Raw genomic sequence first — 23,981 nt, 5'->3', positions numbered from 1 at the left:
CATAGGCTTCCCCGCATGGATGACAAGACTGTGCTGAGCCGGATCCACGGCCTGGTCGATGAGGAGCACAAGCTGCGCGAGCAGCTGGGCAAGGGCGAGATCTCCTCGAGTGAGGAGCACGCCCGGCTCAAGGATCTGGAGGAGGCCCTGGACCAGTGCTGGGACCTGCTGCGCCGGCGCCGGGCCGCCCGCGAGGTGGGCAACAACCCGGACGCCGAGCAGGCCCACAGCGTCGGCGAGGTCGAGGGCTACCTGCAGTGACGACGCACCGGCCGCGGCCGCCTCGTCGCAGGCGGCCGCGGCCGGAACGTCCGGCATCTCATTTGAGGCCCGCCTCGTAGAGCAGCCTTTCGAGCAGCTCGTCCGCGTCCACCTTCAGCCCGCGCTGGGTGAACCAGGCCGCCACGTTGCGCACGTCGCGGGCGATGAAGTCGCCACCCTGCGGGTTGGCCACCACGTCCACGATCTGCGGCAGGTCGATGAGCACCAGCCGCCCCTCGTGCACCATCGTGTTGTAGGGCGAGAGGTCGCCGTGCGCCACCTGCGCCCGGGCCAGCACCGACAGCGCGTCGGTCATCTGCCGCCACAGGTCGGCCAGCTGGTCGGGGTCGGCCCGCACCTGCGCCAGCCGGGGCGCCGCCTCGCCGGTCTCCCAGTCGCCGATGAACTCCATCATCAGCTCGGTGCCGATCAGCTGCACCGGGTAGGGCACGCGCACCAGGCCGCTCTCCTGGCCGACCTGCCACAGATGGGTGAGCGCGCCGAACTCGGCCATCGCCCACTGCCCGGCGATCATCTCTTTACCGAACGAGGTGCGGTTGGTCATGGCCCGCATCTCCCGGGAGCGGCGGACCCGGCGGCCCTCGAGGTAGCCGGCGTCGCGGTGGAAGAGCCGGTGGTCGCCGTCGCGGTAGCGCTTGGCGGCCAGCATGCTCACCTTGTCGGTGTCGGGCACTTCCCGGCGTACGAGGAACACGTCGGCCTCTTTGCCGGTCTTCAGCATGCCGAGCTCCGTGTCGACCGCGGCGTGCTCCGTGCGTACCCAATCGGGTCTGGGCACGGGACCGTGCAGCGCGCCGTCCCAGGTGGACCAGCCGTCACCGGTGTCGGGCAGGTCGGGGTCCTCCTGAAGCTGCGGCCCGGGACCGCTGCGCTTCTCGAAGGTCAGATCGTCGTCGTCGAACTTGCGACGGCCGCGGCGCATGGTGGCCGGGCCGAAAGAGTCGTGCTCACGCACTGGAGGGTCTCCTTGAGAGAGGAAGGAAGAAGGTGAATCCGGACGCGGGTCATCGCAACGACAGCCATGCGTTCACACCTCCCTCTCTCAGGCCCTTCTGCGGGCAACTGCGCACACTCTCCCGGACATCGCCGGAGGGCCGCAACCTATTTAACGGGCGGCGGCCATGATGGCCGAGATCCCCTGGATCACGTTGCCGACGATCTCGGTCGGGGCGAACCGGTTGTCCACCCATTCGCGGCCGCGGTGCAGCCACACGCTGGGCAGACCCATGGCCGCGGCGCCGCCGATGTCGGCCTCGGGACTGTCACCCACCACCCAGGCCCCGCCCAGCCGCATCCGCACCCGCTGGGCGGCCAGCGCGAAGATGCGCGGGTTGGGTTTGCTCACCCCGGCCTGCTCCGAGATCACCCAGTCGGCGACATAACGGTCCAGGCCCGTACGCCGTATGCGCACGTCCTGGATCTCGGCGTGCCCGTTGGTGACGACCACGGGGACGAGGCCGGCGTCCTTGGCGATCTGCAGCGCGCAGCCCACGAGCGGGTCGAGCTTCTCGTGAGCGAGCGGGCCCTCGTGCAGTTCCTCGACGATGTCGATCGACGGAATGGACAACTGATAGCGCTCGAGGATCAGGTCGGCCAGGTCCCAACGCGAGGTCAGGCCGTCCGCGTCGACGGAGAGTAACCAGTCGAGGTCGTCCTGTGGCGCCCCGATCTCATCGAGGAATCCCTTGGCCCACAGCCGGAACGCACCGCTGCGGTCGAGCAGGGTGTCGTCGAGGGCGATCAGGACAAGAGGCACCCGGGCACTTTACGTGAGCGGATAGGGCAGCGAACAGTCCGGAGCCGCGTTATTGCTGTCATCAGGCCGGGCCGTCCGGGCGCCTTGCCAAGACGTACGTACGGATTGCATGGCAAAGGGGGCACGTGACACGATCCAGAGCGTGCCCAGAGTGAGTCAGGACCAGCTGGACGCGCGTCGCTCCGAGATTCTCGCCGCGGCGCGCGACTGTTTCGCGCGGTTCGGTTACGAGGGTGCGACAGTCCGGCGGCTCGAGGACGCAACCGGGCTGTCCCGCGGTGCGATTTTCCACCATTTCCGCGACAAGGAATCGCTGTTCCTGGCCGTCGCCGAGGACGACGCGGCCGCGATGGTCGAGACGGTGGCCCGCAACGGCCTCGTCCAGGTGATGCGTGACCTGCTGGCCCGGGCCGGCGGCAGCGAGGGCGACACGGCCGGCTGGCTCGGCACCCAGCTCGAGGTGTCCCGCCGGCTGCGCACCGACCCGGCGTTCGCCAAGCGCTGGACCGAGCGCGCCGCGGCCATCGCCGATGCCACCCGCGAGCGGCTGCAGCGCCAGCGGGAGGCCGGCGTGCTGCGCGACGACGTCCCGGTCGAGGTGCTGACCCAGTTCCTCGAGCTGGCCTACGACGGTCTCGTGCTCCACCTGGCCACGGGCCGCCCGCCGGGCGAGCTCAGCCGGGTCCTCGACCTGGTCGAGGAAGCCGTCCGAAGGGCCTGATCACAAAGGTTGCGCGCGCCTGCACAATCAGGGTCAGACGCTGCGACGAGCAACGGAGGTCCGGTCCATGAACGACACCTGGGGTATCTCCGGTCCGACCTTTCTCACCTACTTCATCGGGGCGATGATCGCGATCGCCGTCATCGCCGCCGTCCACCGCAAGGCGCTGTTCCGGGGCGACCGCGGGGCCCGCGTCGACAACCTCGGCCCGCAGCAGGTGGCCTACCTCAACGGCGGCGACCGCCTGGCCATCTACGCGTCGATGGGCGGCCTGCGGGCGGCCAACGCGCTGGGCACCGGCCCCGGCCGCACCCTGGTCCGCACCGGCCCGCTGCCGGCCGGCGTGACCCCGCTGGACAGCGCGATCTACAACGCGGCCGGCCACGGCGTGCGCACCCGGGACCTGCCGAACGACCAGTGGGTCGCCTCCGCCATCGAGCAGCTGCGCGACACCCTCGAGCGCAACGGCCTGGCGGTCAGCGCGGGCAAGATGCGCGAGGCCCGGCTCTGGGTGCTCGGCGGTCTGGCGCTGGTCGTCGTCGGCATCGCCCGCATCCTGGCCGGGATCGGCAACGACAAGCCGGTCGGGTTCCTGGTGATCGCCACGATCGCGGCCTTCATCCTGACGCTGACCCTGCTGCGGTCGCGGCGCTGGGCCACCGACGCGGCCCACAAGGGGATGCGCGACCTGCGCTACAAGCACAACTACCTGGCGCCCAGCAACTCCCCGTCGTACGCGACCTACGGCGCGACCGGGGCGGCCATGGGCGTCGCGCTGTACGGCGGTGCGGCGCTCTACTCGATGGACCCGGCGTTCGCGGCCGAGGCCGAGGTGCAGCGCATCGCGGCCACGGGCGGGGCGGCGGGCAGCAGCGGCGGTGGCGGCGGCGACAGCGGCGGCAGCTCCTGCAGCGGCGGGTCCTCGTGCGGCGGGGGCGGTGGCTGCGGCGGCGGGGGCGGTTGCGGTGGCTGAGACGACGTACGGGGTCGGGATCGGGTGGCGGCCCGAGATCGCCGGCTTCGTCGAGGAGCTGCCGGGCCTGCGGTTCGCCGAGGTGGTGGCCGAGTCGGTGCACGCACACGGCGAGCTGCCGCCCGGGTTGCAGGTGCTGCTCGACCGCGGGGTCACGGTGATCCCGCACGGCGTGCGGCTGTCGCTGGGCGGGGCCGAGCTGGTGGACGCCGACCGGGTGGAGCACTTCGCGGCCGTGGCCTCGCGGCTGGGGGCTCCGCTGGTCAGTGAGCACATCGCGTTCGTCCGGGCCGGGGGCATCGAGGCCGGGCATCTGCTGCCCCTTCCGCGTACGAGGGAAGCAGTTGACGCCGTCGTGTCGAACGTCCGCCGCGTGCAGTCCTCGCTGCCGGTCCCGATCGCCCTGGAACCGATCGCCGCCCTGTTCGACTGGCCCGACGACGAGCTGACCGAGGCCCAGTTCCTCACCGAGATCCTCGACCGGTCGGGCGCCCGGCTGCTGCTCGACGTGGCCAATGTCTACGCCAACGCCCGCAACCGGGGCACCGACCCGCTCGACCTGCTGGACGAGCTGCCGCTGGAGCGAGTGGCCTACGTCCACGTGGCCGGCGGGGCCGAGCACCAGGGTCTGTACCACGACACTCACACCGACGCGGTGCCGCAGCCGGTGCTCGACCTGGTGGCCGAGCTGTGCGCCCGTCGCCGGCCGCCGGCCTTGATGCTCGAACGGGACGGCGACTACCCACCGGCCACGGTCCTGGCGGCCGAACTGGACGCCATCGCCAAGGCCTCCGGCTTCCCCGCGGTCACATGACCGGCCGCAGCCTGGCCGACCAGCAGGCGGCCCTGGTCGAAGCACTGACGGCCGGCCGCCCCGTACCGGAGGGCTTCGACAGCTTCCGGTTCGAGGCGGCCCGGCTGGCCCTGCTGCGCAAGCGGGCCGGCGAGGTCGCCCGCCAATGGCCGATGCTGGCCGCCGGCTTCGGCGACCGCTGGAAGCGTGAGTTCTCCGGCTGGGCCGTCACCCGCCCGACGCAAGGTTCCCTGCGAGACGGCTGGGACCTGGCCCGCGACCTCACCCGGCGCGGCGCCCTGCCCCCGGCGGCGGCCGCCGAACTGGCCGAACGAGAGGCCGCCTGGCACTACGACGGCGCCTCGTCCCCCCGCTCCCGCCGTTTCCCCGCCGTACGCATCGCCGCCGGCGCCGTGGCCGTGCAGGTGGCCGGCCGGGTCTGGCTCCCGCGCCGGCCTTAGGCCGGTGCTTTGTCGAGGAAACCGAGCACTCGGCGGATGCGGCCGCCGGCGTCCAGTTCGGCCACGTCGAAGCCGATCACCGGCGGGTCGCCCGGGCCGGCGGCCAGGGTCCAGGTGAAGCGCACCTGGTCGTGGTGGCCGTCGACCGGGCCGCCCGGGGTGAAGGTGTGGCCGGGGAACTGCTGCCGGACGGCCCCGATCAGGCCGTTGAGGGCTTCCCGGCCCTCGACGGCGGCCAGCGGGTCGACGTAGCGGATGTCGTCGGCGAACAGGTCGTCCACGGCCTTGCGGCGGGTGGCGTCGTCCGGCTCGTTCCAGACGGCCAGGTAGCGGTCGACAAGGGCGTCGAAGTCGGTCATCGTTCTGTCCTCCCTGTGGGTGTGGCAGAACCATCGCCCGCCGGCGGGAGGGCCGTCGATTACGTGCGAGGTAATGGCCGCGCTTCCCGGGCGCCGCCTACGCTGCGGCCATGAGCGGGGTGGGCGAGCTTCTGCGGGAGTGGCGGGCGGACCGGCGGCTGAGCCAGCTGGAGTTGTCGGTGCGGGCCGGGGTGTCGGCCCGGCATCTGTCGTTCCTCGAGACGGGGCGGTCGCGGCCGACCCGCGACATGATCCTGCGCCTGGCCGAGGAACTGGGGGTGCCGCTGCGGTCTCGCAATGAGCTCCTGCTGGCCGGCGGTTTCGCACCGGCGTACGCGGAATCGGGTTTGGACGGGCCGCCGCTGGCCACGGTCTTGTCGTCGCTGCGGGACGTGCTTGCCGGGCACGCGCCCTATCCGGCCGTGCTGATCGACCGGCACTGGACGATGGTCGACGCCAACGAAGCCGTCGGGCGCTTCACCGACGGCTGCGCGGCGTGGCTCCTCGAACCGCCGGTGAACGTGCTGCGCCTGTCGCTGCATCCCGACGGCATGGCCCCGCGCATCCGCAACCTGCCCGAGTGGCGGGCCCACCTGCTGCACCGCCTCGACCAGCAGGCGCGGGCAACCAACGACCCGGTGCTGCGGGAGCTGCGGGACGAGCTGGCGTCCTATCCCGGCGAAACGGCCGCTGCCGGCTCACCGCCGAACGGCCTGGTCGTGCCGTTGCGCTTCGACGACCTCTCCTTCTTCAGCATCACTTCGGTCCTGGGTACGCCGTTGGACGTGACCCTCTCCGAGCTGGCCATCGAGTCGTTCCTGCCCGCCGACGCCGCCACGGCCGGCGCCCTGCGCTTGTCGCCGGCGTGATGCGCCGGGCGGCAGCGCGATGGCAGGATCGACGGCATGGATCTCGGGCTGGCTGATCGCGTCTACGTCCTCACCGGAGCCTCGCGCGGGCTGGGGTTCGCCACGGCCGAGGCACTGGTCGCCGACGGCGCCAAGGTGGTGATCTCGTCGCGCGACGAGGCCCGGGTGGCCGAGGCGGTGGACGCACTCGGCGGCGACGACAACGCGGCCGGCGTGATCGCCGACCTGACCGCTCCCGAGACCCCGCGCCTGCTGATCGACACGGCCAGCGACCGCTTCGGCCGGTTCGACGGCGCCCTGATCTCGGTCGGTGGCCCGACGACGGGCGGCGCGGCCGCGATGACCGACGAGCATTGGCGCGAGGCGTTCGAGACGGTGTTCCTGGGCTCGATCCGGGCCGCGCGCGAGTTCGCGGCGGCGCTGCCCGAGAGCGGGGCGATCGGGCTGGTGCTGTCGACCTCGGTCAAGACGCCGCTGGCCGGTCTCGGCCTCTCCAACGGGCTGCGCCCCGGCCTCGCCATGGCCGCGAAAGACCTGGCCGACGAGTACGCCCCGCGCGGCGTCCGCATCGTCAGCCTGCTCCCCGGCAGCTTCCTGACCGACCGCAGCCGCCAGATCCACGAGGCCACCGGCGACGCCTCGGCCGCCGTGGCCGCGGCGTCCGCCAAGATCCCCCTGCGCCGCCTGGGCGAGCCCGCCGAGTTCGGCCGGGTCGCCGCCTTCGTCCTCTCCCCCGCCGCCAGCTACCTCACCGGCTGCGCCATTCCCGTCGACGGCGGCACCCTGCGCACCCTCTGACCAGAGCGCCGATCGGCCACTGGATACGCTCGTACGGTGTCAGCGCCCACCGCGGCGGAGGTGGCGGCGGCCGCCGGCCGCACCATCCCCGACCTGATCGGCCCGGACCTGCGGGTGCTGTTCTCCGGCATCAACCCGAGCCTGTACTCGGCGGCGACCGGTCACCACTTCGCCCGCCCCGGCAACCGCTTCTGGCCGGCGCTGCACCGGTCCGGCTTCACCGGGCGCCGACTTCACCCGTCCGAGCAGTTCGAACTGCCCGCGCTCGGCCTGGGCATCACTAATGTGGTCGCCCGGGCCACCGCCCGCGCCGACGAACTCGCCCCGGCCGAGCTGGTCGCCGGCGGCGAGATCCTGGCCGCGCTCGTCGCCCGATGGCAGCCGCGCTACCTGGCCGTCCTCGGCGTCACCGCCTATCGCGCGGCCTTCGGCAAGCCCAAGGCCGCGATGGGGCTCCAGGCCGACCGGATCGGCGGCGTCCCGGTCTGGGTGCTGCCCAACCCGAGCGGTCTCAACGCGCACTACACGGTGGACACCCTGGCCGCGGCCTATGCCCGGCTGCGCGAGGCCACCGAAGGGTGGCAGGGTCCCGCCGAGGGTGCGTCTTCGCTACGGTCGGGCCATGACTACCGAGATCAGCACGTTGATGGCGGCGGCGGCTGAGCGGACCGTCCCGATCGTCCAGGGCATCCGCGACGATCAGCTCGGCGATCCCACCCCGTGCGAGAAGTTCCAGGTGCGCGACCTGCTCAACCACCTCTTCCAGGTGGTCGTCAGCTTCCAGGGGGCCGCCCGCAAGGAGGCGCTCGACTTCTCGAGTACGCCCGACTCGCTCACCGAGGGCTGGCGGGACAGGTTCGCCACCGAGACCGAGCGCATGATCGACGCCTGGTCCGACCCGGCGGCGCTGGACGGCATGTCGCCCGGCATGGGTCTGCCCCAGCCGATCGTCGGCAACCTGGCCCTGGCCGACCTCACCGTGCACGGGTGGGACCTGGCCACCGCGACCCACCAGCCCTACCAGCCGGCCGGCGCCGCAGTCGACCACCTGCTGCCGTTCGTGCAGGAGATGGCGCCCACCGGCCGTCAGATGGGCGCCTTCGGCGCCGAGGTGCAGGCCCCCGAGGACGCCGGAACGTTCGAACGCCTGCTCGCCCTCAGCGGCCGCGCCGCCTGACCACCCCGCCGCCGCCGGCGACGCGGCCCGAGCGACACCCGCCGCCTGACCACCCCGCCGTCACCAGCGGCGCGGCCCGAGCGACACCCGCCGCCTGACCACCTGCCGCCACCGGCGGCGCAGCGCGAGCGACACCCGCCGCCTGACCAACCCGCCGCCACCAGCGGCGCGGCCCGAGCGACACCCACCGCCCGACCAACCCGCCATCACCGGCGACGCGGCCCGAGCGACGCCCGGGCGCACCGCTCGGTCAGGGCTCGATCTGGCCGGCCGGGACCGTGACGATCTCGACGTCGCCGGTGAAGGCCGGCGGCGGCGAGGCGGCCGCGAACTGTGTGCGGTAGAGCTCGGCGTACAGACCCCCGGCCGCCACCAGTTCCTCATGCCGGCCGCGTTCCACGATGCGGCCCTCGTCGAGCACCAGGATCTGGTCGGCGTCGCGGACCGTGGAGAGCCGGTGCGCGATAACCAGCGCCGTGCGACCCTGCAGGGCCACGGCCAGCGCCCGCTGCACCGCCGCCTCGGACTCGCTGTCGAGGTGGGCCGTGGCCTCGTCGAGCACGACGATCGACGGGCGCTTGAGCAGCAGCCGGGCGATGGCCAGACGCTGCTTCTCGCCGCCCGAGAATCGGTAGCCGCGCTCGCCCACGACCGTCTCGAGCCCCTCGGGCAGCGACGCCACCAGATCGGCCACCTGGGCGCCGCGCAGGGCCGCCCACATCTCGTCGTCGGTCGCCTCGGGTCGCGCGTACCGCAGATTCTCGGCGATCGTCTCGTGGAAGAGATGAGCGTCCTGCGTGACGACGCCGATGGTGTCGCGCAGCGAGTCGAGGGTCGCGTCGCGCACGTCGACCCCGTCGATCAGGACGGCGCCCGAGGTGACGTCGTAGATGCGGGAGACCAGCATCGACGTCGTCGACTTGCCGGCGCCGGACGGGCCGACCAGTGCGACCATCTGCCCGGGCTCGACGGTGAAGTCGACCCCGCGCAGGACCGGCGCGTTCTCCGTCCGGTCGAGGGTGGCCACGTCTTCCAGGGTGGCCAGCGAGACCTCGCTGGCGCTGGGGTAGCGGAAGTGCACGTCACGGAACTCGACCCGGCCCGCGCCCTCGGGCAGGGTGACCGCGTCCGGCTTCTCCTCGATGCCGGGCTTGAGGTCGAGCACCTCGAAGACCCGGTCGAACGAGACGAGCGCGCTCATCACGTCGACCCGGACGTTGCTCAGTGCCGTCAGCGGCCCGTACAGCCGGGTCAGCAGCAGCGCCAGGGTGACCACCGTGCCCGCTGTGACGCTGCCGGTGACCGCGAGCCAGCCGCCGAGCCCGTACGTGAGAGCCTGGGCCAGCGAGGCGACCAGCAGCATGGCCACGAAGAACGTGCGCGAGAACATGGCCTGCTGGATGCCGATGTCACGGACGCGGGCGGCCCGCTCGCCGAAGCGGTCGGCCTCGGCCCCCGGGCGGCCGAACAGCTTGACCAGCATGGCCCCGGCCACGTTGAACCGCTCGGTCATCGTCGCGTTCATCTTGGCGTCGAGGTTGTACGACTCGCGGGTGATCTCGGCCAGCCGCTTGCCGACCCGGCGCGCCGGAATGATGAACAGCGGCAGGAGCAGCAGCGAGAGCGTGGTGATCTGCCACGACAGGCTGAACATGACGGCCGCCGTGAGCACGAGCTGGATCACGTTGCTGACCACACCGGACAGGGTGGACGTGAAGGCCCGCTGGGCGCCGGTGACGTCGTTGTTGAGCCGGCTGACCAGGGCGCCCGTCTGGGTGCGGGTGAAGAACTGCAGCGGCATGCGCTGGACGTGGTCGTAGACCCGGGTGCGCAGGTCGAGGATGATGCCCTCGCCGATGCGGGCCGAATACCACCGCTGGGCGAGGGACAGGAAGGCGTCGGCCACGGCCAGCACCGCGATCATGACGGCGAGCCGGACGACGGTGGAAGCCGCGTCGGGGCCGCCGCCGGTGATGGCGTTGACCACGTGACCGGCGAGCAGGGGTGTCGCGACGCCGATGCCGGCCGCGAGCACCACAGTGATGAGGAAGACCAGGATGTCCCGGCGGTAGGGCCGGGCGTAACGCAGGATCCGCCGGGTTGTGCCGCGGCGAAGGCTATGTTCGGCCACCCGGTCCGAGTTCTGGATCGAGCGCAGCATGGTCCACGAGGGCATGCTCATCTCGTCACCTCCCGGGTGTCATGACTGGCGGGCAATCAGAGTGTGCCCGGCGGGTATGACAACTTCGGGAGGCGGAACCCCTATTCCGTCAGGTCGCGCAGGCGGCGGGTCTGCGCCTCGCGTTCGGCGCGGTCCTGCTCGGCGTACGTGCGCTGGACGGCCCCGGCGAGCAGGGCCTTGATCTCGGCCACGGCGCCCCGGTCGGCCGCGAGCACGGCGGCGGCCAGGTCGGAGACGGCGGCTTCGAGGTCGGCGCCCGGCACGACGGCGGTGGCGAGCCCGAGGGAAAGGGACTCCGCGGCGTCGATGCGGCGGCCGGTCACACAGATCTCGAGCGCTCGGGAAGGCCCGACCAGCTCGGTGAGCCGCTTGGTCCCGCCCAGATCGGGCACGAGCCCCAACGTGACCTCAGCCATGGAAAAACGCGCATCGTCGGCCAGGACGCGCATGTCACAGTTGAGCGCCAGCTGAAAACCGGCGCCGATCGCGTGGCCCTGAACAGCCGCGATCGTCACGATGGAGGGGTTACGCAGCCAGGTGAACGCCGACTGGAAGCCGGCAATCCGATCCGCGCACTCCTCGGGTGACAACTGCGCGAGCTTCGCGAGTGAAGAATCGCCTTCACCGCGCGCGGCCGACAGATCCAGGCCGGCGGAAAAGGAACGGCCGGCGCCTCGGACAATGACTACTCGCACGTCGCCCGGTAATTTCCGGGAAATGTTCGAGAGCTCGGCCCACATGGCCGGCGTCTGCGCATTGAGCACCTCGGGCCGGGACAACGTCACCGTTGCCACCGGCCCGTCCAGGTCGTAGCGAACGCCCGACTCGTCGGCGGGGAGGCCGGGTGCGGCGTCGCCGGTCGTCACGCCTTCTTGCGGCGACGAGCGCCGCCACGCTGGCGGAGCTGCACACCGGACTCGGTCAAAACCCGGTGCACGAATCCGTAGGATCGGCCGGTCGATGCGGCAAGGGCACGAATGCTCTCGCCCGACGTGTAACGCTTGACCAGATCCTTCGCCAATGACTGGCGCTCGCTGCCGACGATTCGGCGACCCTTCTCAGTGCTGGTGGCAGTGCCCGTGGCTGGCATCTTGAATCCTCACGTCCCAGACTGTGCGGTTCATACGGTCTCACCTATTAGACCGCCTCCAACGATCATGCGCTAGGTATCCAGGCGTAGCCAACGTGCCCATTTATCACTGTCAGGAACTTGACGATGACGGCGGCCATCAATGTCAGACAGTTAACAGTCCATTGCCGTGAAAGCTTTCACCGCGCGAGCGCCGATCCGTGAGCTTTTCCCCAAGACCATCGATCACCTGCGGAAACTCACGATCGAGGAGCATCGGCCGCCGGACATGACGGAGCGTCGATGCATCGCCTACCCACCGCTGCCGAACCGGTTGTGCCAACTTCGGGCTGCCCGGATCGATGCCCGACCTGACCGCAAACGCCCGAACGTCGCACTGTCTGTGTGGGCACTGGTTGACAAGAGACGATGGCGATGATCCGCGGATCACGCCAATTCGACGAGCTCCAGCAGGTCGTCGCTCCACGCGTCCTCGTCGCCGTCCGGCAGCAGAATCGCGCGATCCGGCTTGAGTGCCTGCACGGCGCCGGCGTCGTGGGTGACCAGCACGATCGCGCCCGGGTAGTTCGCGATGGCGTCCAGCACCTGCTCGCGGCTGACCGGGTCGAGGTTGTTGGTGGGCTCGTCGAGCAGCAGCACGTTGGCCCCCGAGCAGACCAGCGTGGCCAGGGCCAGACGGGTCTTCTCGCCACCGGACAGGACGCCGGCCGGCTTGTCGACGTCGTCACCCGAGAAGAGGAACGCGCCCAGGATCTTGCGCAGCTCGGTGTCGTTCAGCTCGCCGCCGGCGCTGCGCATGTGCTCCAGGATCGTACGGTCGACGTCGAGCGTCTCGTGCTCCTGGGCGTAGTAGCCCAGCCGCAGGCCGTGGCCCGGCCGCACCTCGCCGGTGTCGGGCTGGAGCAGGCCGCCGAGCATGCGCAGCAGCGTCGTCTTGCCGGCGCCGTTGAGGCCGAGGATGGCCACCCGGGAGCCGCGGTCGACCGCCACGTCGACGTCGGTGAAGATCTCGAGCGAGCCGTACGACTTCGACAGGCCGCTAGCCGTCAGCGGGGTCTTGCCGCAGGGGACGGGCGTGGGGAAACGCACCTTGGCCACCTTGTCGGCGACGCGCGCGTCCTCCAGGCCGCCCAGCAGCTTCTCGGCCCGCCGGGCCATGTTCTGCGCGGCGACCGTCTTGGTGGCCTTGGCCCGCATCTTGTCGGCCTGGGCCATCAGGGCGCCGGCCTTCTTCTCGGCGTTGGCCCTCTCCCGGCGGCGGCGGCGCTCGTCGGTCTCCCGCGATTCCAGGTACTTCTTCCAGCCCACGTTGTAGATGTCGACGACCGAGCGGTTGGCGTCGAGGTACCACACCTTGTTGACCGCGGCCTCGAGCAGTTCGACGTCGTGGCTGATGACCACCAGGCCGCCCTTGTGCTGCGCCATGTAGCCGCGCAGCCACGAGATCGAGTCCTGGTCGAGGTGGTTGGTGGGCTCGTCGAGCAGCAGGATGCCCTTGCCGTTCTGGCCGGAGTCGGCGAACAGGATGCGGGCCAGCTCGATGCGGCGGCGCTGACCGCCGGAGAGGGTTCCGATCGTCTGGGCCAGCGCGCGGTCGGGCAGGCCGAGGTTGGAGCAGATGCGGGCGGCCTCGGCCTCGGCGGCGTAACCACCCAGGGCGGAGAACTGGTCCTCCAGGGCGCCGTAACGGCGTACGAGCTTGTCGTCGGCGCTTTCCTCGAGCTCAATCTCGAGCTTCTGCATCTCGGCGATGATCGAGTCGAGGCCGCGGGCGCTGAGCACCCGGTCGCGGCCGGTGACGTTCAGGTCACCCGTACGCGGGTCCTGCGGCAGGTAGCCGACCTCGCTGGTCCGCTCGATGGCGCCCGTGTAGGGCTGCCCCTCGCCGGCCAGCACCTTGAGCGTGGTGGTCTTGCCCGCGCCGTTGCGGCCGACCAGGCCGATCCGGTCGCCCGGCTGCACCCGAAGGGTGACCGGGGACAGCAGGATGCGGGCGCCGGCGCGCAGTTCCAGTCCGGTGGCGGTGATCATGGTTGCTGACTCTCGCTCTCGAGGAAGAAAAGGGCTGACTCCGGACACACGAAAACGCCGGACGATGAGACAGGTCCGGCGCGGGGCAGGTCAGCCTTCGCAGAGCAGCACGGCTCAATAGTACCGGGCACCCCCGTGTGCCTCCCACCCGATTACCGACCAAGATCAACGGGTACGCATCGGACACCCCCGCCGCCCCGGCTCTGTGAGGATGAGATGGAACTCAACGAGAACGCCGACATCGATACCAGTCAGGTCGAGGACAGGCGTGGTTCCGGTGGTGGTGGCGGCGGGCTGGGTGGGCTGCCCATCGGCGGCGGCGGCCTGGTCGGCATCATCATCACGATCGTCGTGGCGGTGGTCGGAGGCTACTTCGGCATCAACCAGATCGGCGGCGGCAGTGACACAGGTGACAACACCAACATCACCCAAGCCTGTGAGCAGGACAACGCGACCGACCAGCTCGAGTGCCGCAACGTGCTCTACATCAACTCGATCCAGGCGTACTGGACCAAGGCGACGCCGCAGTACTTCAACAAGCAGTACGAGCCGGCCACGACCGTGATCTTCTCGCAGCGGGTCAACACGGCCTGCGGCGCCGCCGACTCCGGCGTCGGGCCGTTCTACTGCCCCGGCGACAACAAGGTGTACATCGACCTCACCTTCTACGACGTGCTGGCCCAGCAGCTGGGCGCGCCCGGCGAGTTCGCCCAGCCCTACGTGCTGGCCCACGAGTACGGCCACCACATTCAGGACATCACCGGCCAGGAGGCCAAGATGCGCCGGGCCCAACAGGGCGCGAGCGAGAGCGACCAGAACGCGCTGTCGGTGAAGCTCGAGCTGCAGGCCGACTGCTACGCCGGCGTGTGGTCGAAAGCGGCCACCGAAACCACCGACACCAAGGGCCAGAAAATCTTCAAGAGTCTGACCCAGCAGGACATCGAGGAAGGCATCCAGACGGCCGGCCAGATCGGCGACGACGTCCTGCAGAAGAAGAGCGGCAACCCGGTCAACCCGGCCGAGTTCACCCACGGCACGGCCGCCCAGCGGCAGCAGAACTTCCAGAAGGGCTACGACTCGGGCAACCCGGAAAGCTGCGCCACGTCGTTCTAAGGCTCCTTCACCAGTACGGACACCGCCCGGGCCCCGGCGATCGCGGACACCAGCACCGCATGCCGGGGCTCGGGCACGTCCAGGAACCGTTCGGCCCGGGCGGCGGCTACGGGAGCCAGCTGGGGAGCGGCCAGGATCGCTTCGACGGCGGCGTGATCCCCGCCCGTCACGAGTGCGGCCAGGTCCCGTACGGAAGGAAGGAGAATGCGCCCGACGATGCCGGCGCCGTCGGACGCAGCCGCTTTTGCCTGGTTGTCGCGGCGGCGGGCGAAGCGCTGCTGCGACCAGCCACCGGCCGCCGTCCGCCCCTGCACATAGTGCGTGTCCACCTTGGACGTGATCAGTTCCGGACCGTCGGCGATCCCGACCGCGACCGCGCCCTTGCGCGCCAGCAGCAGACCCAGCTTGCGCGGCCGTTGCGCCGTCTCGATCAGCTCGGCCACCGTCGCGACGTCACCGGCGCCGGGCGGCGACTGCCAGGTCGCCGAGGCGCCGTCCTCCGCAATCAAGGTCAACCCCGTTTCCCGGTACGGGCCATGGCGGCGCGCGAAGTTCTCGATCCACCGCCCCAGCCGCTCCGGCGCGACATCCACCCATTTCCCGCCGCCTGCGGCCGCCCGTTCGCCCATTCTTGTCAGACTACGGTGGCAGGATGCGGGCCATGACCGACCTGACCGCGACGCTGCTCGAAAGGCTCGACGAGCACCTGCTCCCGGCGGCCGACCCGGTGCGGGCCGAGGCGCAGGCGGCGTACATGAAGAACCACTTCCCGTTCCTCGGCCTGCCCGCCCCGGCCCTGCAGAAGCTGGAACGCGCGGCGCTGAAGGGCCTGCCCGCGCCGTCCGAAGATGATCTGCGGTCGATCGTGCTGGCGCTGTGGGGGCGGGATCAGCGCGAGTTCCAGTACGTGGCCTGTTCCTATCTCGTACGCCAGGTGGCCGTCCCCGGTGCCGGGTTCGTGCCCACGCTGCGCACGCTGATCACGACGAAGTCGTGGTGGGACACGGTGGACGCGCTGGCCACCCGGTTCACGGGCGGGCTCGTGTCGCGCCATCCGTCGCTGGTGGCGGTCATGGACGAGTGGTCGGCCGACGAGAACATGTGGCTGGTGCGGACGGCGATCCTGCATCAGCTGCACTACGGCGAGGCGACCGACACCGACCGGCTCTTCGGCTATTGCGAGGCGCAGGCCGGTCATCGCGACTTCTTCGTCCGCAAGGCGATCGGGTGGGCGCTGCGGCACTACGCCCGCACCGATCCGGCGGCCGTGCGCGCCTTCGTCGAGGCGCACCGGTCGACGCTGTCCGGCCTGTCCGTACGGGAAGCGACGAAGCACCTCTGACCCCTTCCGATGGGAGTTTCTCGTGCAAGAGATCACCGTTACCGATTCGGCCGCCGGCCCCTACAGCATCGTCGCCGGCCCCGACGGCAACCTGTGGATCACGCTGGTGCACGGCGGACGCATCGCCCGCCTGGCCGGCGACGACACGGTCGAGGAGCATCAGCTCGACTCCCCCGCGAGCGGCCCGTCGATCATCACCTCGGGCCCCGACGGCGCGCTGTGGTTCACCCGCAACCGCGACGACAAGATCGGCCGCATCACCACCGACGGCAAGCAGAGCGCCTTCACCGTCCGCGGCGCCCCCTTCGGCATCGCCACCGGCGCCGACGGCGCGCTGTGGTTCACCGAGATGAACGCCGACGCGATCGGCCGCCTCACCCCGGACGGCGAGCTAACCGAATACCCCCTGCCCGCGACCGGCGGCTTCCCCTCGATGATCACCCCGGGCGCCGACGAGGCCCTGTGGTTCACCCCCAACCAGGCCAACGCAATTGGCCGCATCACCCTCGACGGCCAGGTGCGGATGCACCAGCTACCCACCGAGGGCGCGGCTCCCGTCGGCATCACGCTCGGCCCCGACGGAGCGGCCTGGTTCGTCGAGATCGGCGCCGGCCAGGTCGGCCGCATCACCCCCGACGGCAACATCACCGAGTTCCCCCTGCCCGACCGGGCCGCCCGCCCCCACGCCATCACCGCCGACCCGACCGGCGGCTGCTGGTTCACCGAGTGGGCCGCCAACCGAGTAGCCCACATCGACCCAACCGGCAAGATCGAGGAACACGACCTCCCCACCCCCGCGTCCGAGCCCCACGGCATCACCATCGGCCCCGACAACGCCGTCTACGCAGCCCTCGAAACCGGCGCAGTCATCCGCCTCCCCCGCTGACCGTCCACTCCAGAAGTGCCTTGACCCCCGCAGGCGGATCGCCCTGGCTTTCCTGGGCGGACCGCCCCGACCCTGCCGGACGGACCGCCCAGGCTCACCCGCGCGAATTACCCTGACTTTCCCGCGCAGACCGCCCCGACTCTGCCGGGCGGACCGCCCTGACTCTCCTGGGCGGATCGCCGTGGCTCTCCCCGGCCGATCACTATGGCTGTCTCGGGCGGATCGCCCCGGCTCTTCGCGCGGACCGCCCCGCTCTCCCGCGGACCGCCTGGCCCTCCCGGGCGGATCACCCTGGCTGTCTCGGGCGGATCGCCCCGACTCACCCGGGCGAATCGCCCTGGCCCTCCCGCGCGGACCGCCCTAGCCCTCCCGGGCGGATCACCCTGGCCGTCTCGGGCGGATCGCCCCGACTCACCCGGGCAGACAACCCTGGCCCACCCGCGCGGACCGCCCTAGCCCTCCCGGGCGGATCACCCTGGTCGTCTCGGGCGGATCGCCCCGACTCACCCGGGCGAACCGCCCTGGCCCACCCGCACGGACCGCCCTGGCTCCCTCGGCGGATCAGCTGGGGAGCAGGAGGCGGACGGCTAGGATGGCTATGACGAGGCTGGAGACCAGCGCGGTCGCCGCTCGGCCGCGTAGGCCGGTCAGGAAGCGGCCGACGAGGGAGCCGCCGGCGGCGATCACCAGCTGCCAGCTGGCCGAGGCGAGCAGCACGCCGAGGACGAAGAGGACGCCGCCGCCCTCGCCGGCGCGGCCTAGGACCAGGGCGGCGAAGTAGACGACCGTGGCCGGGTTGAGCAGGGTCAGGCCGAGCACCCCGGCGTAGGCGCGCCACGGCGTCGCCGGGCGGCGGTCGACGGCGGCCGTGCCCGGCGGGCGGAAGGCGGCGCGTGCGGTCAGTACGGCGATCACCAGCAGGACCACCGCCGCGGCCCAGCGCAGTGGCTCGGCGACGGGCGCGATGACGCCCGCGACGGCTGCTCCGCCGGCCACCGCTATGGCGGCGAACACGCCGTCCGCCGTAGCCGCGCCCAGGCCGGCGGCCGCGCCGACGCGCAACGACGTACGTGCGCTGAGACCGGCGATGAGCACCCCGATGGCACCCATGGGCAGCGCGACTCCGTAGCCGGCGACCACGCCGGCCAGAAATGCCGCGCTCATGACCGCGGCTGACGGACCGCCGTTTCGCGCAGGCCGGCCCGCTGCTGTCGCCCGGCCCGAACGGCCGCAGCGACAGAGACAGCGGGATACAGCATCGGCTTGGTCACGCGACCATGGTGCCGCCCTCCCTACGCCGCCGCGACCGATTTACCAACGCGTCGCCCGGCTTGGTCGTCGGCTCCCCCGGCGACGTTGCGGCCCCCTCGCTCACCGAAGCGCACCGAAGCACGCCGATGCGATGCCGAAGCGCACCGAAGCTCCCCAAAAGCGGTGCCGAAGCGGCACCGAAGCACGCCGATGCCATGCCGAAGCGCACCGAAGCTCCCCCAAAGCGGTGCAGAAACGATTGACCACCGAACACCGAACAAAGCCGCCCGACGATTGCCGGTCGCAGCGAGAAACCCCGCCGGCCGGCTCGGTCTCTTCGCAGATGCCTGGCGACGCCAACGCAAACCTGCCCCGGCGGCGCGCTGACCGGCCGGATCGTGCTGACCCCGCCTGACCGGCACCAGGTGGCCCGCTGACCCCTTACTCCATCAACCATGCACAGCCTGCGCCCTGCCTCACCCGCGGCGCTGAACTCCTCGTGCGATCGACCAGATAGAGCCCCGCGCCCGGCCGCATCCACCTACTGCGTTGCCGGGTGGGGTTCTTGCAGGCGGTCGGTCAGGCCGGCGGCGGCGAAGGCGGCCCGTACGTCGTCGATGCCCTCGGTGAAGTGGGCCCAGCTGTCCACATGAGCCGGAACCACCGTCGAGGCGTCCAGGATGCGGGTGGCCTCGGCCATGTCGGCGGCGGAGAGCGTCAGGTTCGCGTCGCCGACCAGTGGGGTGCGGGCGGCCCCGCCGAACAGGATCGCCACGTCGATGGCGGGGAAGCGGGCGGCGATCTCGCGGACGACGTCGAGCGACGCGTTGTCCCCACTCACGTACACAGTGGGAAGGTTTTGACCCTCGACAACGAACCCGGTGACCGGGCCGGTCAGATGCTCGACGCCGTCGGGGCCGTGCTGGGCGGGCACGCCGGTCACGGTGACGTCGGCCAGCGTGACCGATTCCCAGTTGGCCAGGCCTCGGGCGGGCGCACCCAGGCGCGACGCGGCGGCGACGGTGGTGAGCACCAGCGGCGCCTTGGCCGCGAATTCTCGTCCGGCGTGGTCGAGGTTGTCCGGGTGCTGGTCGTGCGACAGCAGCACGACGTCGGCCGCGTCGGCGTGACCCGAGGCGGGCGCGGTTTTGGTCAGCTCGCGGTCGCCGATCGGGTAGCGGCCGGGCGGGTCGAACGTCGGGTCGGTCAGGAAGGTGTGGCCGCCGTAGCGGAAGGTCACCGTGGGGCCGCCGAAACCGCGGATCGAAAGCGTCATGGACGGAGTCTCGCCTCCGCCGGCGTCGGGCAGCAGTGGCTTGAAAGCCATCGTGCGATATGTTCAAGCCATGACCCGTGATCCGGCCACCGTGGGCATCGTCGTGGGCGACGACGCGCCGATCCTGGAGGTCGCCGTCGCGCCCCGGGTCTTCGGCATCGATCACTCCGGCCGGGGCGGACCCCGTTTCGACGTACGCGTGACCGGCGAGCACCCCGGCCCGCTGGCCACCACGGCCGGCATCGCGATCAGCGCGCCGCACCCGCTCGAGGCGCTCGATCAGGCCGGTGTCGTGATCGTCCCGGGCTGGCGTCTCCCGGGCGGTCCGCCGACCGATCCGCGGGTGCTCGACGCCGTCCGCCGCGCCCACGACGGGGGCGCCACCGTGGCCGGCCTCTGCCTGGGCGCGTTCGTGCTGGCCGAGGCCGGTCTGCTCGAGGGCCGCCGGGCCACCACCCACTGGCTCGTGCTGAACGAGTTCGCGGCCCGCTTCCCCGGTGTCGAGGTGCAGCACGACGCCCTCTTCGTCGACGAGGGTTCCGTCGTCACCAGTGCCGGCAGCGCCGCCGGCCTCGACGCCTGCCTGCATCTGCTGCGCCGCGACCACGGCCCCGAGGTGGCCAACGCGACCGCCCGGGCCCTGGTCGTGGCCCCGCAGCGGGCCGGCGGCCAGGCCCAGTACGTCGAGCAGCCGGTGCCGCCGCTCGACAACGCCGACCCGGTCACCGACGCCATGCGGCACGCCCTGGAACACCTCGACGACCCCGGGCTGGACGTCGCCCGGCTGGCCGAGGTGGCCCGTCTGAGCCGCCGCAGCTTCGACCGCCATTTCCGCGAGGCGGCCGGCTGCTCCCCCTTGCAGTGGCTGCTGCACCAGCGCGTCCTGCGGGCTCAGCACGTTCTCGCCACCACCGCCCTGCCGATCGACACGGTGGCCCGCACCTGCGGCTTCACCGACGGTGTGGCCCTGCGCCCGCATTTCCGCCGCATCGTGGGTGTCCCGCCGCAGACGTACCGGGCGGCGTTCGCGGCCGGATAGGGTCGGATCATGGGTGTAGTCGCCGAACTTCTTCTCGTCCGGCACGGGCAGAGCCTGGCCAATGTCGCTTTCCCGGCCGCCGACAAAGACGGACTGCTCGAGGCCGAGGTCAGCGGGCGTGATGCCGAGGTGCCGTTGACCGAGTACGGCGAGCAGCAGGCCGCCGCGCTCGGCGAGTGGATCGGGGACCGCCCCGAGAACGAGCGGCCCCAGGTGGTGATCACCTCGCCGTACCTGCGGGCCCGCGAGACGTGGCGGATCGCGGCCGAGAAGTCGGGGGTCGAGCTGCCCGAGCCGACGACCGACGACCGCCTGGTCGACCGGCTGCTCGGCGACCTCGAGATGCTGACCCGGGCCGCCGTGGCCCAGCGCTTCCCCGACGAGGCGCAGCGACGCTCCGACGCCGGCGAGTACCGCTACGCACCGCCCGGCGGCGAGTCGTTCGCGGACATCGAGGTGCGGCTCGGCTCTTTCCTCGACGACCTGCACCGCGACCACGCCGGCCAACGGGTCATCGTCGTCGCCCACGACGCGGTCGTCCTCATGATGCGCGCCGTCATCGAACAGCTCAGCTGGGAGAAGGTGCTCGAGGCGGAGCGGGCCGCCGGCAGCGTCCGCAACGCCTCGCTGAGCCGCTTCGTCGAAGTCGACGGCCGCCTCGAGCTGGCTTACTACAACCAGGTCGACCACCTGCCACCTGCCTAGTCCGGGTTCGACCAAGCCCGCAGCTGGGCCAGCACGTCACGATCGCCCTCGACGGTCAGGTGCTCGAACGGCATCCGGCCGTACAGGGCCAGCACCAGATCACTCGCCGACCCGCGCACGGTGACGACCGGATCACCGCCGGCTGCCGGATCGAGCCGGCCACCGGAAGCGGATAGATCGACCAGGTGGGCCGGCCCGTCGACCGCGTCGAACAAGACCCGGGCCGGGCGATGCGGCCACGCCCCGAGCGACCCCACCCCCACCTGCAGAAACTCGGCCACCCCGTCGACCGCGACGGCGTTCGGCAACGGCTCGGCCTTACCCACGGTCTCTTGCGCGTCGAAGGCGTGGACGGCCGCCTCTTGCACCTGGTGGCGGGCGATCGCCCCGACCGTGAGCGGCGCCGGCGACTCGCCCCACCAGGCCCAGGCCGGCGCCTCGGCCGACGACCCCCGCAGCGCCGCGAGCAGCCGATCGGTCGACTCGGCCGACCACTCCACGAGATCGCCGTGCGGTTCGCGGTCGCCCAGCGCCTCCCGCGAGGGCGGCCCAGTGGGATCGGCGGCGGCGACCACCACGGCCCAGAAGCGCTGGACCGCGCCCAGATGGGCCACGAGATCGCTCAGCGTCCACTCGGGACAGCCCGGCACACGGGCGTCGGAAACAGCAGCGGCGGCGACTGCGTCACGCAGCGCCGCCGACCGCTCATCGATCAGGGTTATGAGGGCCGGGAACTCCATGCCCTTTTTCTAGCAGTGGGGTACGACAGAACTCAGACGTTGAAGCCGAGCGCGCGCAGCTGCTCGCGGCCGTCGTCGGTGATCTTGTCGGGGCCCCACGGCGGCAGCCACACCCAGTTGATGCGGAAGTCCTTGACCAGGCCGCCGCCGGGGCCGGCGGTCAGCGCCGTGCGTGTCTGGTCCTCGATCACGTCGGTCAGCGGGCAGGCCGCCGAGGTCAGCGTCATGTCGAGGGTGGCGATGTTCTCGTCGTCGACGTACGTGTCGTAGACGAGGCCGAGGTCGACGACGTTGATCCCGAGCTCGGGGTCGACGACGTCCTTCATGGCCTCTTCGATGTCGGCGATCGACGCCTTGGAAACCTCGGCCGGAGCGGTCGCGGCAGCCGCGGCCGGAGCGGACTCGGCCGGGGCAGTCGTGGCCGGAGCGGCCTCGGGGCTGATGTCGGTCATGCTGTCACCTCTGAAGAAACGTCGATGCCGGCACGGGCGGCCGCATCCTTGAAAGCCATCCACGGCAGCAGCGCGCACTTCACCCGGGCCGGGAACTTCGCGACCCCGGCGAACGCGATGCCGTCGCCGAGCACGTCCTCGTCCGGTTCGACCTGGCCGCGCCCCTGCATCAGCGCCACGAACGCCTCGTGGATTCCCGCGGCGTCCTGCGGCGTGCGCCCACGCAGCAGTTCGTACAGCACCGAGGCTGAGGCCTGACTGATCGAGCACCCCAGACCGTCGTACGAAATGTCGGAAAGCTCCCCGGCCTCGAGGGCGGAGACGCGCACCGTGATCTCATCGCCGCAGGTCGGGTTGACGTGGTGCGCCTCGCCGTTGAAGGGATCGCGCAGGCCACGGCCGTGCGGGTGCTTGTAGTGATCCAAGATGATCTCTTGGTACAGCCCGTCGAGCATCATCAGCCGAACACCTTCTTGACGTGATCGAGGCCGCGGGCGAGGGCGTCGATCTCGTCCGTGGTCGTGTAGAGATAGAACGACGCGCGGGTCATCGCCGGCACCCCGAACCGGGCGCAGGTCGGCTTCGCGCAGTGGTGCCCGACCCGCACCTCGACGCCGAGCGCGTCCAGGATCTGGCCCACGTCGTGCGGGTGCACCCCGTCGACGCCGAACGACAGCGTGCCGCCGCGCCCCTCGGGGGTGGCCGGGCCGAAGATGCGAACTCCCGGCACGTCACTGAGGGTCTTCAACGCGTACGCGGTGATGTCCTGCTCGTGCTGGTGGATGGCCTCCATGCCCAGCTCGTTCAGGTAGTCGACGGCCACGCCGAGACCGACCGCCTCGGCGATCGGCGGCGTGCCGGCCTCGAACCGGGCCGGCGGCGGGGCGTAGGTGGTGCCGCCCATCGTCACCGTCTCGATCATCGAACCGCCGGCCAGGAACGGCGGCATGGCGGCCAGCAGGTCGTAGCGGCCCCAGAGCACGCCGATGCCGGTCGGGCCGAGCATCTTGTGGCCGGTGAACGCGATGAAGTCGGCCCCGAGCGCCTGGACGTCGACCGGCAGGTGCGGCACCGACTGCGAGCAGTCGAGCATCACCAGAGCACCGAAAGAGTGCGCCTGCTCGACAATCTGCGACACATCGTTGATCGTGCCGAGCACATTCGACATGTGCACGACCGAGACGATCTTCGTGCGCTCGTTGATCAAGCCCTCTTCGAAGAGAAGGCGGCCCTCGTCGGTCACACCGAACCAGCGCAGCGTGGCGCCCGTCCGCTCGCACAGCAGCTGCCACGGGACGATGTTCGAGTGATGCTCCATCTCGGAGATCACGATCTCGTCGCCCGGCTTGAGCGCCAGGTGCTGCCCGAGCGAGTGCGCGACCAGGTTGATCGCCTCGGTCGAGTTCTTGGTGAAGACGATCTCGTCGGGCGTCGCCGCGCCGACGAACGCCGCGACCTTGCCGCGGGCGTCCTCGTACGCCGACGTGGCCTCGGTGCCGAGCGTGTGCACCGAGCGGGACACGTTGCCGTTGTGCCGCTCGTTGTGCAGACGCATCGCCTTGATCACCTGCGCCGGTTTCTGCGAGGTGTTCGCACTGTCCAGATAGACCAGCGGGTGGCCGTTGACCTCCCGGCTGAGGATCGGGAAGTCGGCTCGGACCCGGACCACGTCGAACGTCATCGTT

The 23,981-nt window shown here is 71.1% G+C and carries 28 protein-coding genes; 14 read left to right on the top strand and 14 right to left on the bottom strand.

The window, feature by feature from the left end; all coding sequences use genetic code 11:
- The first annotated feature begins 15 nt into the window (after positions 1-15).
- Positions 16-261, top strand: a complete 246-nt coding sequence (locus OWR29_RS12625; RefSeq protein ID WP_267562883.1) for a DUF2630 family protein — start codon at positions 16-18, stop codon at positions 259-261.
- Positions 262-319: 58 nt separating this feature from the next.
- Here OWR29_RS12625 and OWR29_RS12620 read toward each other — a convergent pair whose 3' ends face one another.
- On the bottom strand, positions 320-1,237 hold the full coding sequence (locus OWR29_RS12620; protein WP_438872583.1) for a serine protein kinase RIO: 918 nt from the start codon (positions 1,235-1,237) through the stop codon (positions 320-322).
- A 150-nt stretch (positions 1,238-1,387) separates the two neighbouring features.
- Positions 1,388-2,038, bottom strand: a complete 651-nt coding sequence (locus OWR29_RS12615) for an HAD family hydrolase (protein WP_267562882.1) — start codon at positions 2,036-2,038, stop codon at positions 1,388-1,390.
- Positions 2,039-2,180: 142 nt separating this feature from the next.
- On the opposite strand from OWR29_RS12615, the gene OWR29_RS12610 reads away from it, so the two are divergent.
- The 4 genes from OWR29_RS12610 (at position 2,181) to OWR29_RS12595 (ending at position 4,986) form a co-directional block, all read left to right on the top strand.
- A complete protein-coding gene (locus tag OWR29_RS12610; RefSeq protein ID WP_267562881.1) occupies positions 2,181-2,759 on the top strand; it encodes a TetR/AcrR family transcriptional regulator in 579 nt (192 codons plus the stop codon).
- 67 nt (positions 2,760-2,826) lie between these two features.
- Positions 2,827-3,732, top strand: a complete 906-nt coding sequence (locus OWR29_RS12605; protein WP_267562880.1) for a TIGR04222 domain-containing membrane protein — start codon at positions 2,827-2,829, stop codon at positions 3,730-3,732.
- Entirely contained in the window at positions 3,725-4,546 is an 822-nt protein-coding gene (locus OWR29_RS12600; protein ID WP_267562879.1) for an MbnB/TglH/ChrH family RiPP precursor modification enzyme, read from the top strand. Before OWR29_RS12605 ends, OWR29_RS12600 begins: the two co-directional genes overlap by 8 nt.
- The gene (locus OWR29_RS12595) at positions 4,543-4,986 is read left to right on the top strand and encodes an SCO6045 C-terminal-like domain-containing protein (protein ID WP_267562878.1); all 444 of its coding nucleotides are present in this window, start codon (positions 4,543-4,545) and stop codon (positions 4,984-4,986) included. Before OWR29_RS12600 ends, OWR29_RS12595 begins: the two co-directional genes overlap by 4 nt.
- Here the strand turns inward: OWR29_RS12595 and OWR29_RS12590 are convergent.
- Positions 4,983-5,345 (bottom strand): nuclear transport factor 2 family protein, encoded by a 363-nt coding sequence (locus tag OWR29_RS12590; RefSeq protein ID WP_267562877.1) that lies wholly within the window; start codon positions 5,343-5,345, stop codon positions 4,983-4,985. The genes OWR29_RS12595 and OWR29_RS12590 overlap by 4 nt on opposite strands.
- Positions 5,346-5,455: 110 nt before the next feature.
- Between OWR29_RS12590 and OWR29_RS12585 the strand changes: the two genes are divergently transcribed.
- Genes OWR29_RS12585 through OWR29_RS12570 form a run of 4 tightly spaced genes read left to right on the top strand, consistent with a single transcriptional unit; the run spans position 5,456 to position 8,189 of the window.
- Positions 5,456-6,214 (top strand): helix-turn-helix domain-containing protein, encoded by a 759-nt coding sequence (locus OWR29_RS12585; protein ID WP_267562876.1) that lies wholly within the window; start codon positions 5,456-5,458, stop codon positions 6,212-6,214.
- Between the two features lie 36 nt (positions 6,215-6,250).
- The gene (locus tag OWR29_RS12580; protein ID WP_267562875.1) at positions 6,251-7,012 is read left to right on the top strand and encodes an SDR family oxidoreductase; all 762 of its coding nucleotides are present in this window, start codon (positions 6,251-6,253) and stop codon (positions 7,010-7,012) included.
- A 36-nt stretch (positions 7,013-7,048) separates the two neighbouring features.
- On the top strand, positions 7,049-7,675 hold the full coding sequence (gene mug / locus OWR29_RS12575) for a G/U mismatch-specific DNA glycosylase (RefSeq protein WP_267562874.1): 627 nt from the start codon (positions 7,049-7,051) through the stop codon (positions 7,673-7,675).
- Positions 7,635-8,189 carry a TIGR03086 family metal-binding protein gene (locus OWR29_RS12570; protein ID WP_267562873.1) on the top strand — a complete coding sequence of 185 codons (555 nt, stop codon included), beginning with the start codon at positions 7,635-7,637 and terminating at the stop codon, positions 8,187-8,189. The genes mug and OWR29_RS12570 overlap by 41 nt, the downstream gene beginning before the upstream one ends.
- A gap of 250 nt (positions 8,190-8,439) precedes the next feature.
- Here the strand turns inward: OWR29_RS12570 and OWR29_RS12565 are convergent, their stop codons facing one another.
- From OWR29_RS12565 to OWR29_RS12550, 4 genes are all read right to left on the bottom strand, one after another.
- A complete protein-coding gene (locus OWR29_RS12565; protein WP_267562872.1) occupies positions 8,440-10,371 on the bottom strand; it encodes an ABC transporter ATP-binding protein in 1,932 nt (643 codons plus the stop codon).
- Between the two features lie 80 nt (positions 10,372-10,451).
- The gene (locus OWR29_RS12560; RefSeq protein ID WP_267562871.1) at positions 10,452-11,237 is read right to left on the bottom strand and encodes an enoyl-CoA hydratase/isomerase family protein; all 786 of its coding nucleotides are present in this window, start codon (positions 11,235-11,237) and stop codon (positions 10,452-10,454) included.
- On the bottom strand, positions 11,234-11,461 hold the full coding sequence (locus OWR29_RS12555) for a helix-turn-helix domain-containing protein (RefSeq protein ID WP_127501473.1): 228 nt from the start codon (positions 11,459-11,461) through the stop codon (positions 11,234-11,236). The genes OWR29_RS12560 and OWR29_RS12555 overlap by 4 nt, the downstream gene beginning before the upstream one ends.
- 426 nt (positions 11,462-11,887) lie before the next feature.
- Positions 11,888-13,492 (bottom strand): ABC-F family ATP-binding cassette domain-containing protein, encoded by a 1,605-nt coding sequence (locus tag OWR29_RS12550; protein ID WP_267562870.1) that lies wholly within the window; start codon positions 13,490-13,492, stop codon positions 11,888-11,890.
- A gap of 216 nt (positions 13,493-13,708) precedes the next feature.
- On the opposite strand from OWR29_RS12550, the gene ypfJ reads away from it, so the two are divergent.
- Positions 13,709-14,605 carry a KPN_02809 family neutral zinc metallopeptidase gene (gene ypfJ, locus OWR29_RS12545; RefSeq protein WP_267562869.1) on the top strand — a complete coding sequence of 299 codons (897 nt, stop codon included), beginning with the start codon at positions 13,709-13,711 and terminating at the stop codon, positions 14,603-14,605.
- Here the strand turns inward: ypfJ and OWR29_RS12540 are convergent.
- Entirely contained in the window at positions 14,602-15,234 is a 633-nt protein-coding gene (locus tag OWR29_RS12540; protein ID WP_267562868.1) for an acVLRF1 family peptidyl-tRNA hydrolase, read from the bottom strand. The genes ypfJ and OWR29_RS12540 overlap by 4 nt on opposite strands.
- Before the next feature lie 32 nt (positions 15,235-15,266).
- On the opposite strand from OWR29_RS12540, the gene OWR29_RS12535 reads away from it, so the two are divergent.
- Entirely contained in the window at positions 15,267-15,947 is a 681-nt protein-coding gene (locus OWR29_RS12535) for a DNA alkylation repair protein (RefSeq protein ID WP_267562867.1), read from the top strand.
- Between the two features lie 22 nt (positions 15,948-15,969).
- On the top strand, positions 15,970-16,833 hold the full coding sequence (locus OWR29_RS12530) for a Vgb family protein (RefSeq protein ID WP_267562866.1): 864 nt from the start codon (positions 15,970-15,972) through the stop codon (positions 16,831-16,833).
- Between the two features lie 561 nt (positions 16,834-17,394).
- Here the strand turns inward: OWR29_RS12530 and OWR29_RS12525 are convergent.
- A complete protein-coding gene (locus OWR29_RS12525; RefSeq protein ID WP_267562865.1) occupies positions 17,395-17,997 on the bottom strand; it encodes a LysE family transporter in 603 nt (200 codons plus the stop codon).
- Between the two features lie 628 nt (positions 17,998-18,625).
- The gene (locus OWR29_RS12520; RefSeq protein ID WP_267562864.1) at positions 18,626-19,360 is read right to left on the bottom strand and encodes an MBL fold metallo-hydrolase; all 735 of its coding nucleotides are present in this window, start codon (positions 19,358-19,360) and stop codon (positions 18,626-18,628) included.
- Between the two features lie 70 nt (positions 19,361-19,430).
- On the opposite strand from OWR29_RS12520, the gene OWR29_RS12515 reads away from it, so the two are divergent.
- The gene (locus OWR29_RS12515) at positions 19,431-20,399 is read left to right on the top strand and encodes a GlxA family transcriptional regulator (protein WP_267562863.1); all 969 of its coding nucleotides are present in this window, start codon (positions 19,431-19,433) and stop codon (positions 20,397-20,399) included.
- A 9-nt stretch (positions 20,400-20,408) separates the two neighbouring features.
- Positions 20,409-21,104, top strand: a complete 696-nt coding sequence (locus OWR29_RS12510; protein ID WP_267562862.1) for a histidine phosphatase family protein — start codon at positions 20,409-20,411, stop codon at positions 21,102-21,104.
- On the opposite strand, the gene OWR29_RS12505 is transcribed toward OWR29_RS12510, so the two are convergent.
- From OWR29_RS12505 to OWR29_RS12490, 4 genes are read right to left on the bottom strand one after another with little or no spacing between them, the layout of a single operon-like run.
- Positions 21,101-21,844 carry a maleylpyruvate isomerase family mycothiol-dependent enzyme gene (locus OWR29_RS12505; RefSeq protein WP_267562861.1) on the bottom strand — a complete coding sequence of 248 codons (744 nt, stop codon included), beginning with the start codon at positions 21,842-21,844 and terminating at the stop codon, positions 21,101-21,103. The genes OWR29_RS12510 and OWR29_RS12505 overlap by 4 nt on opposite strands.
- Positions 21,845-21,876: 32 nt before the next feature.
- The gene (locus OWR29_RS12500) at positions 21,877-22,296 is read right to left on the bottom strand and encodes a metal-sulfur cluster assembly factor (RefSeq protein ID WP_267562860.1); all 420 of its coding nucleotides are present in this window, start codon (positions 22,294-22,296) and stop codon (positions 21,877-21,879) included.
- Positions 22,293-22,754 carry a Fe-S cluster assembly sulfur transfer protein SufU gene (sufU, locus tag OWR29_RS12495; RefSeq protein WP_267562859.1) on the bottom strand — a complete coding sequence of 154 codons (462 nt, stop codon included), beginning with the start codon at positions 22,752-22,754 and terminating at the stop codon, positions 22,293-22,295. Before sufU ends, OWR29_RS12500 begins: the two co-directional genes overlap by 4 nt.
- Positions 22,754-23,977, bottom strand: coding sequence for a cysteine desulfurase (locus OWR29_RS12490; RefSeq protein ID WP_267562858.1), 1,224 nt, complete (start codon positions 23,975-23,977; stop codon positions 22,754-22,756). The genes sufU and OWR29_RS12490 overlap by 1 nt, the downstream gene beginning before the upstream one ends.
- Between the last annotated feature and the right edge of the window lie 4 nt (positions 23,978-23,981).

Source organism: Paractinoplanes pyxinae, from assembly GCF_026626335.1.
In the GTDB taxonomy this organism is placed as follows: domain Bacteria; phylum Actinomycetota; class Actinomycetes; order Mycobacteriales; family Micromonosporaceae; genus Actinoplanes; species Actinoplanes pyxinae.
This window is presented reverse-complemented; position numbering and strand designations above follow the sequence as displayed.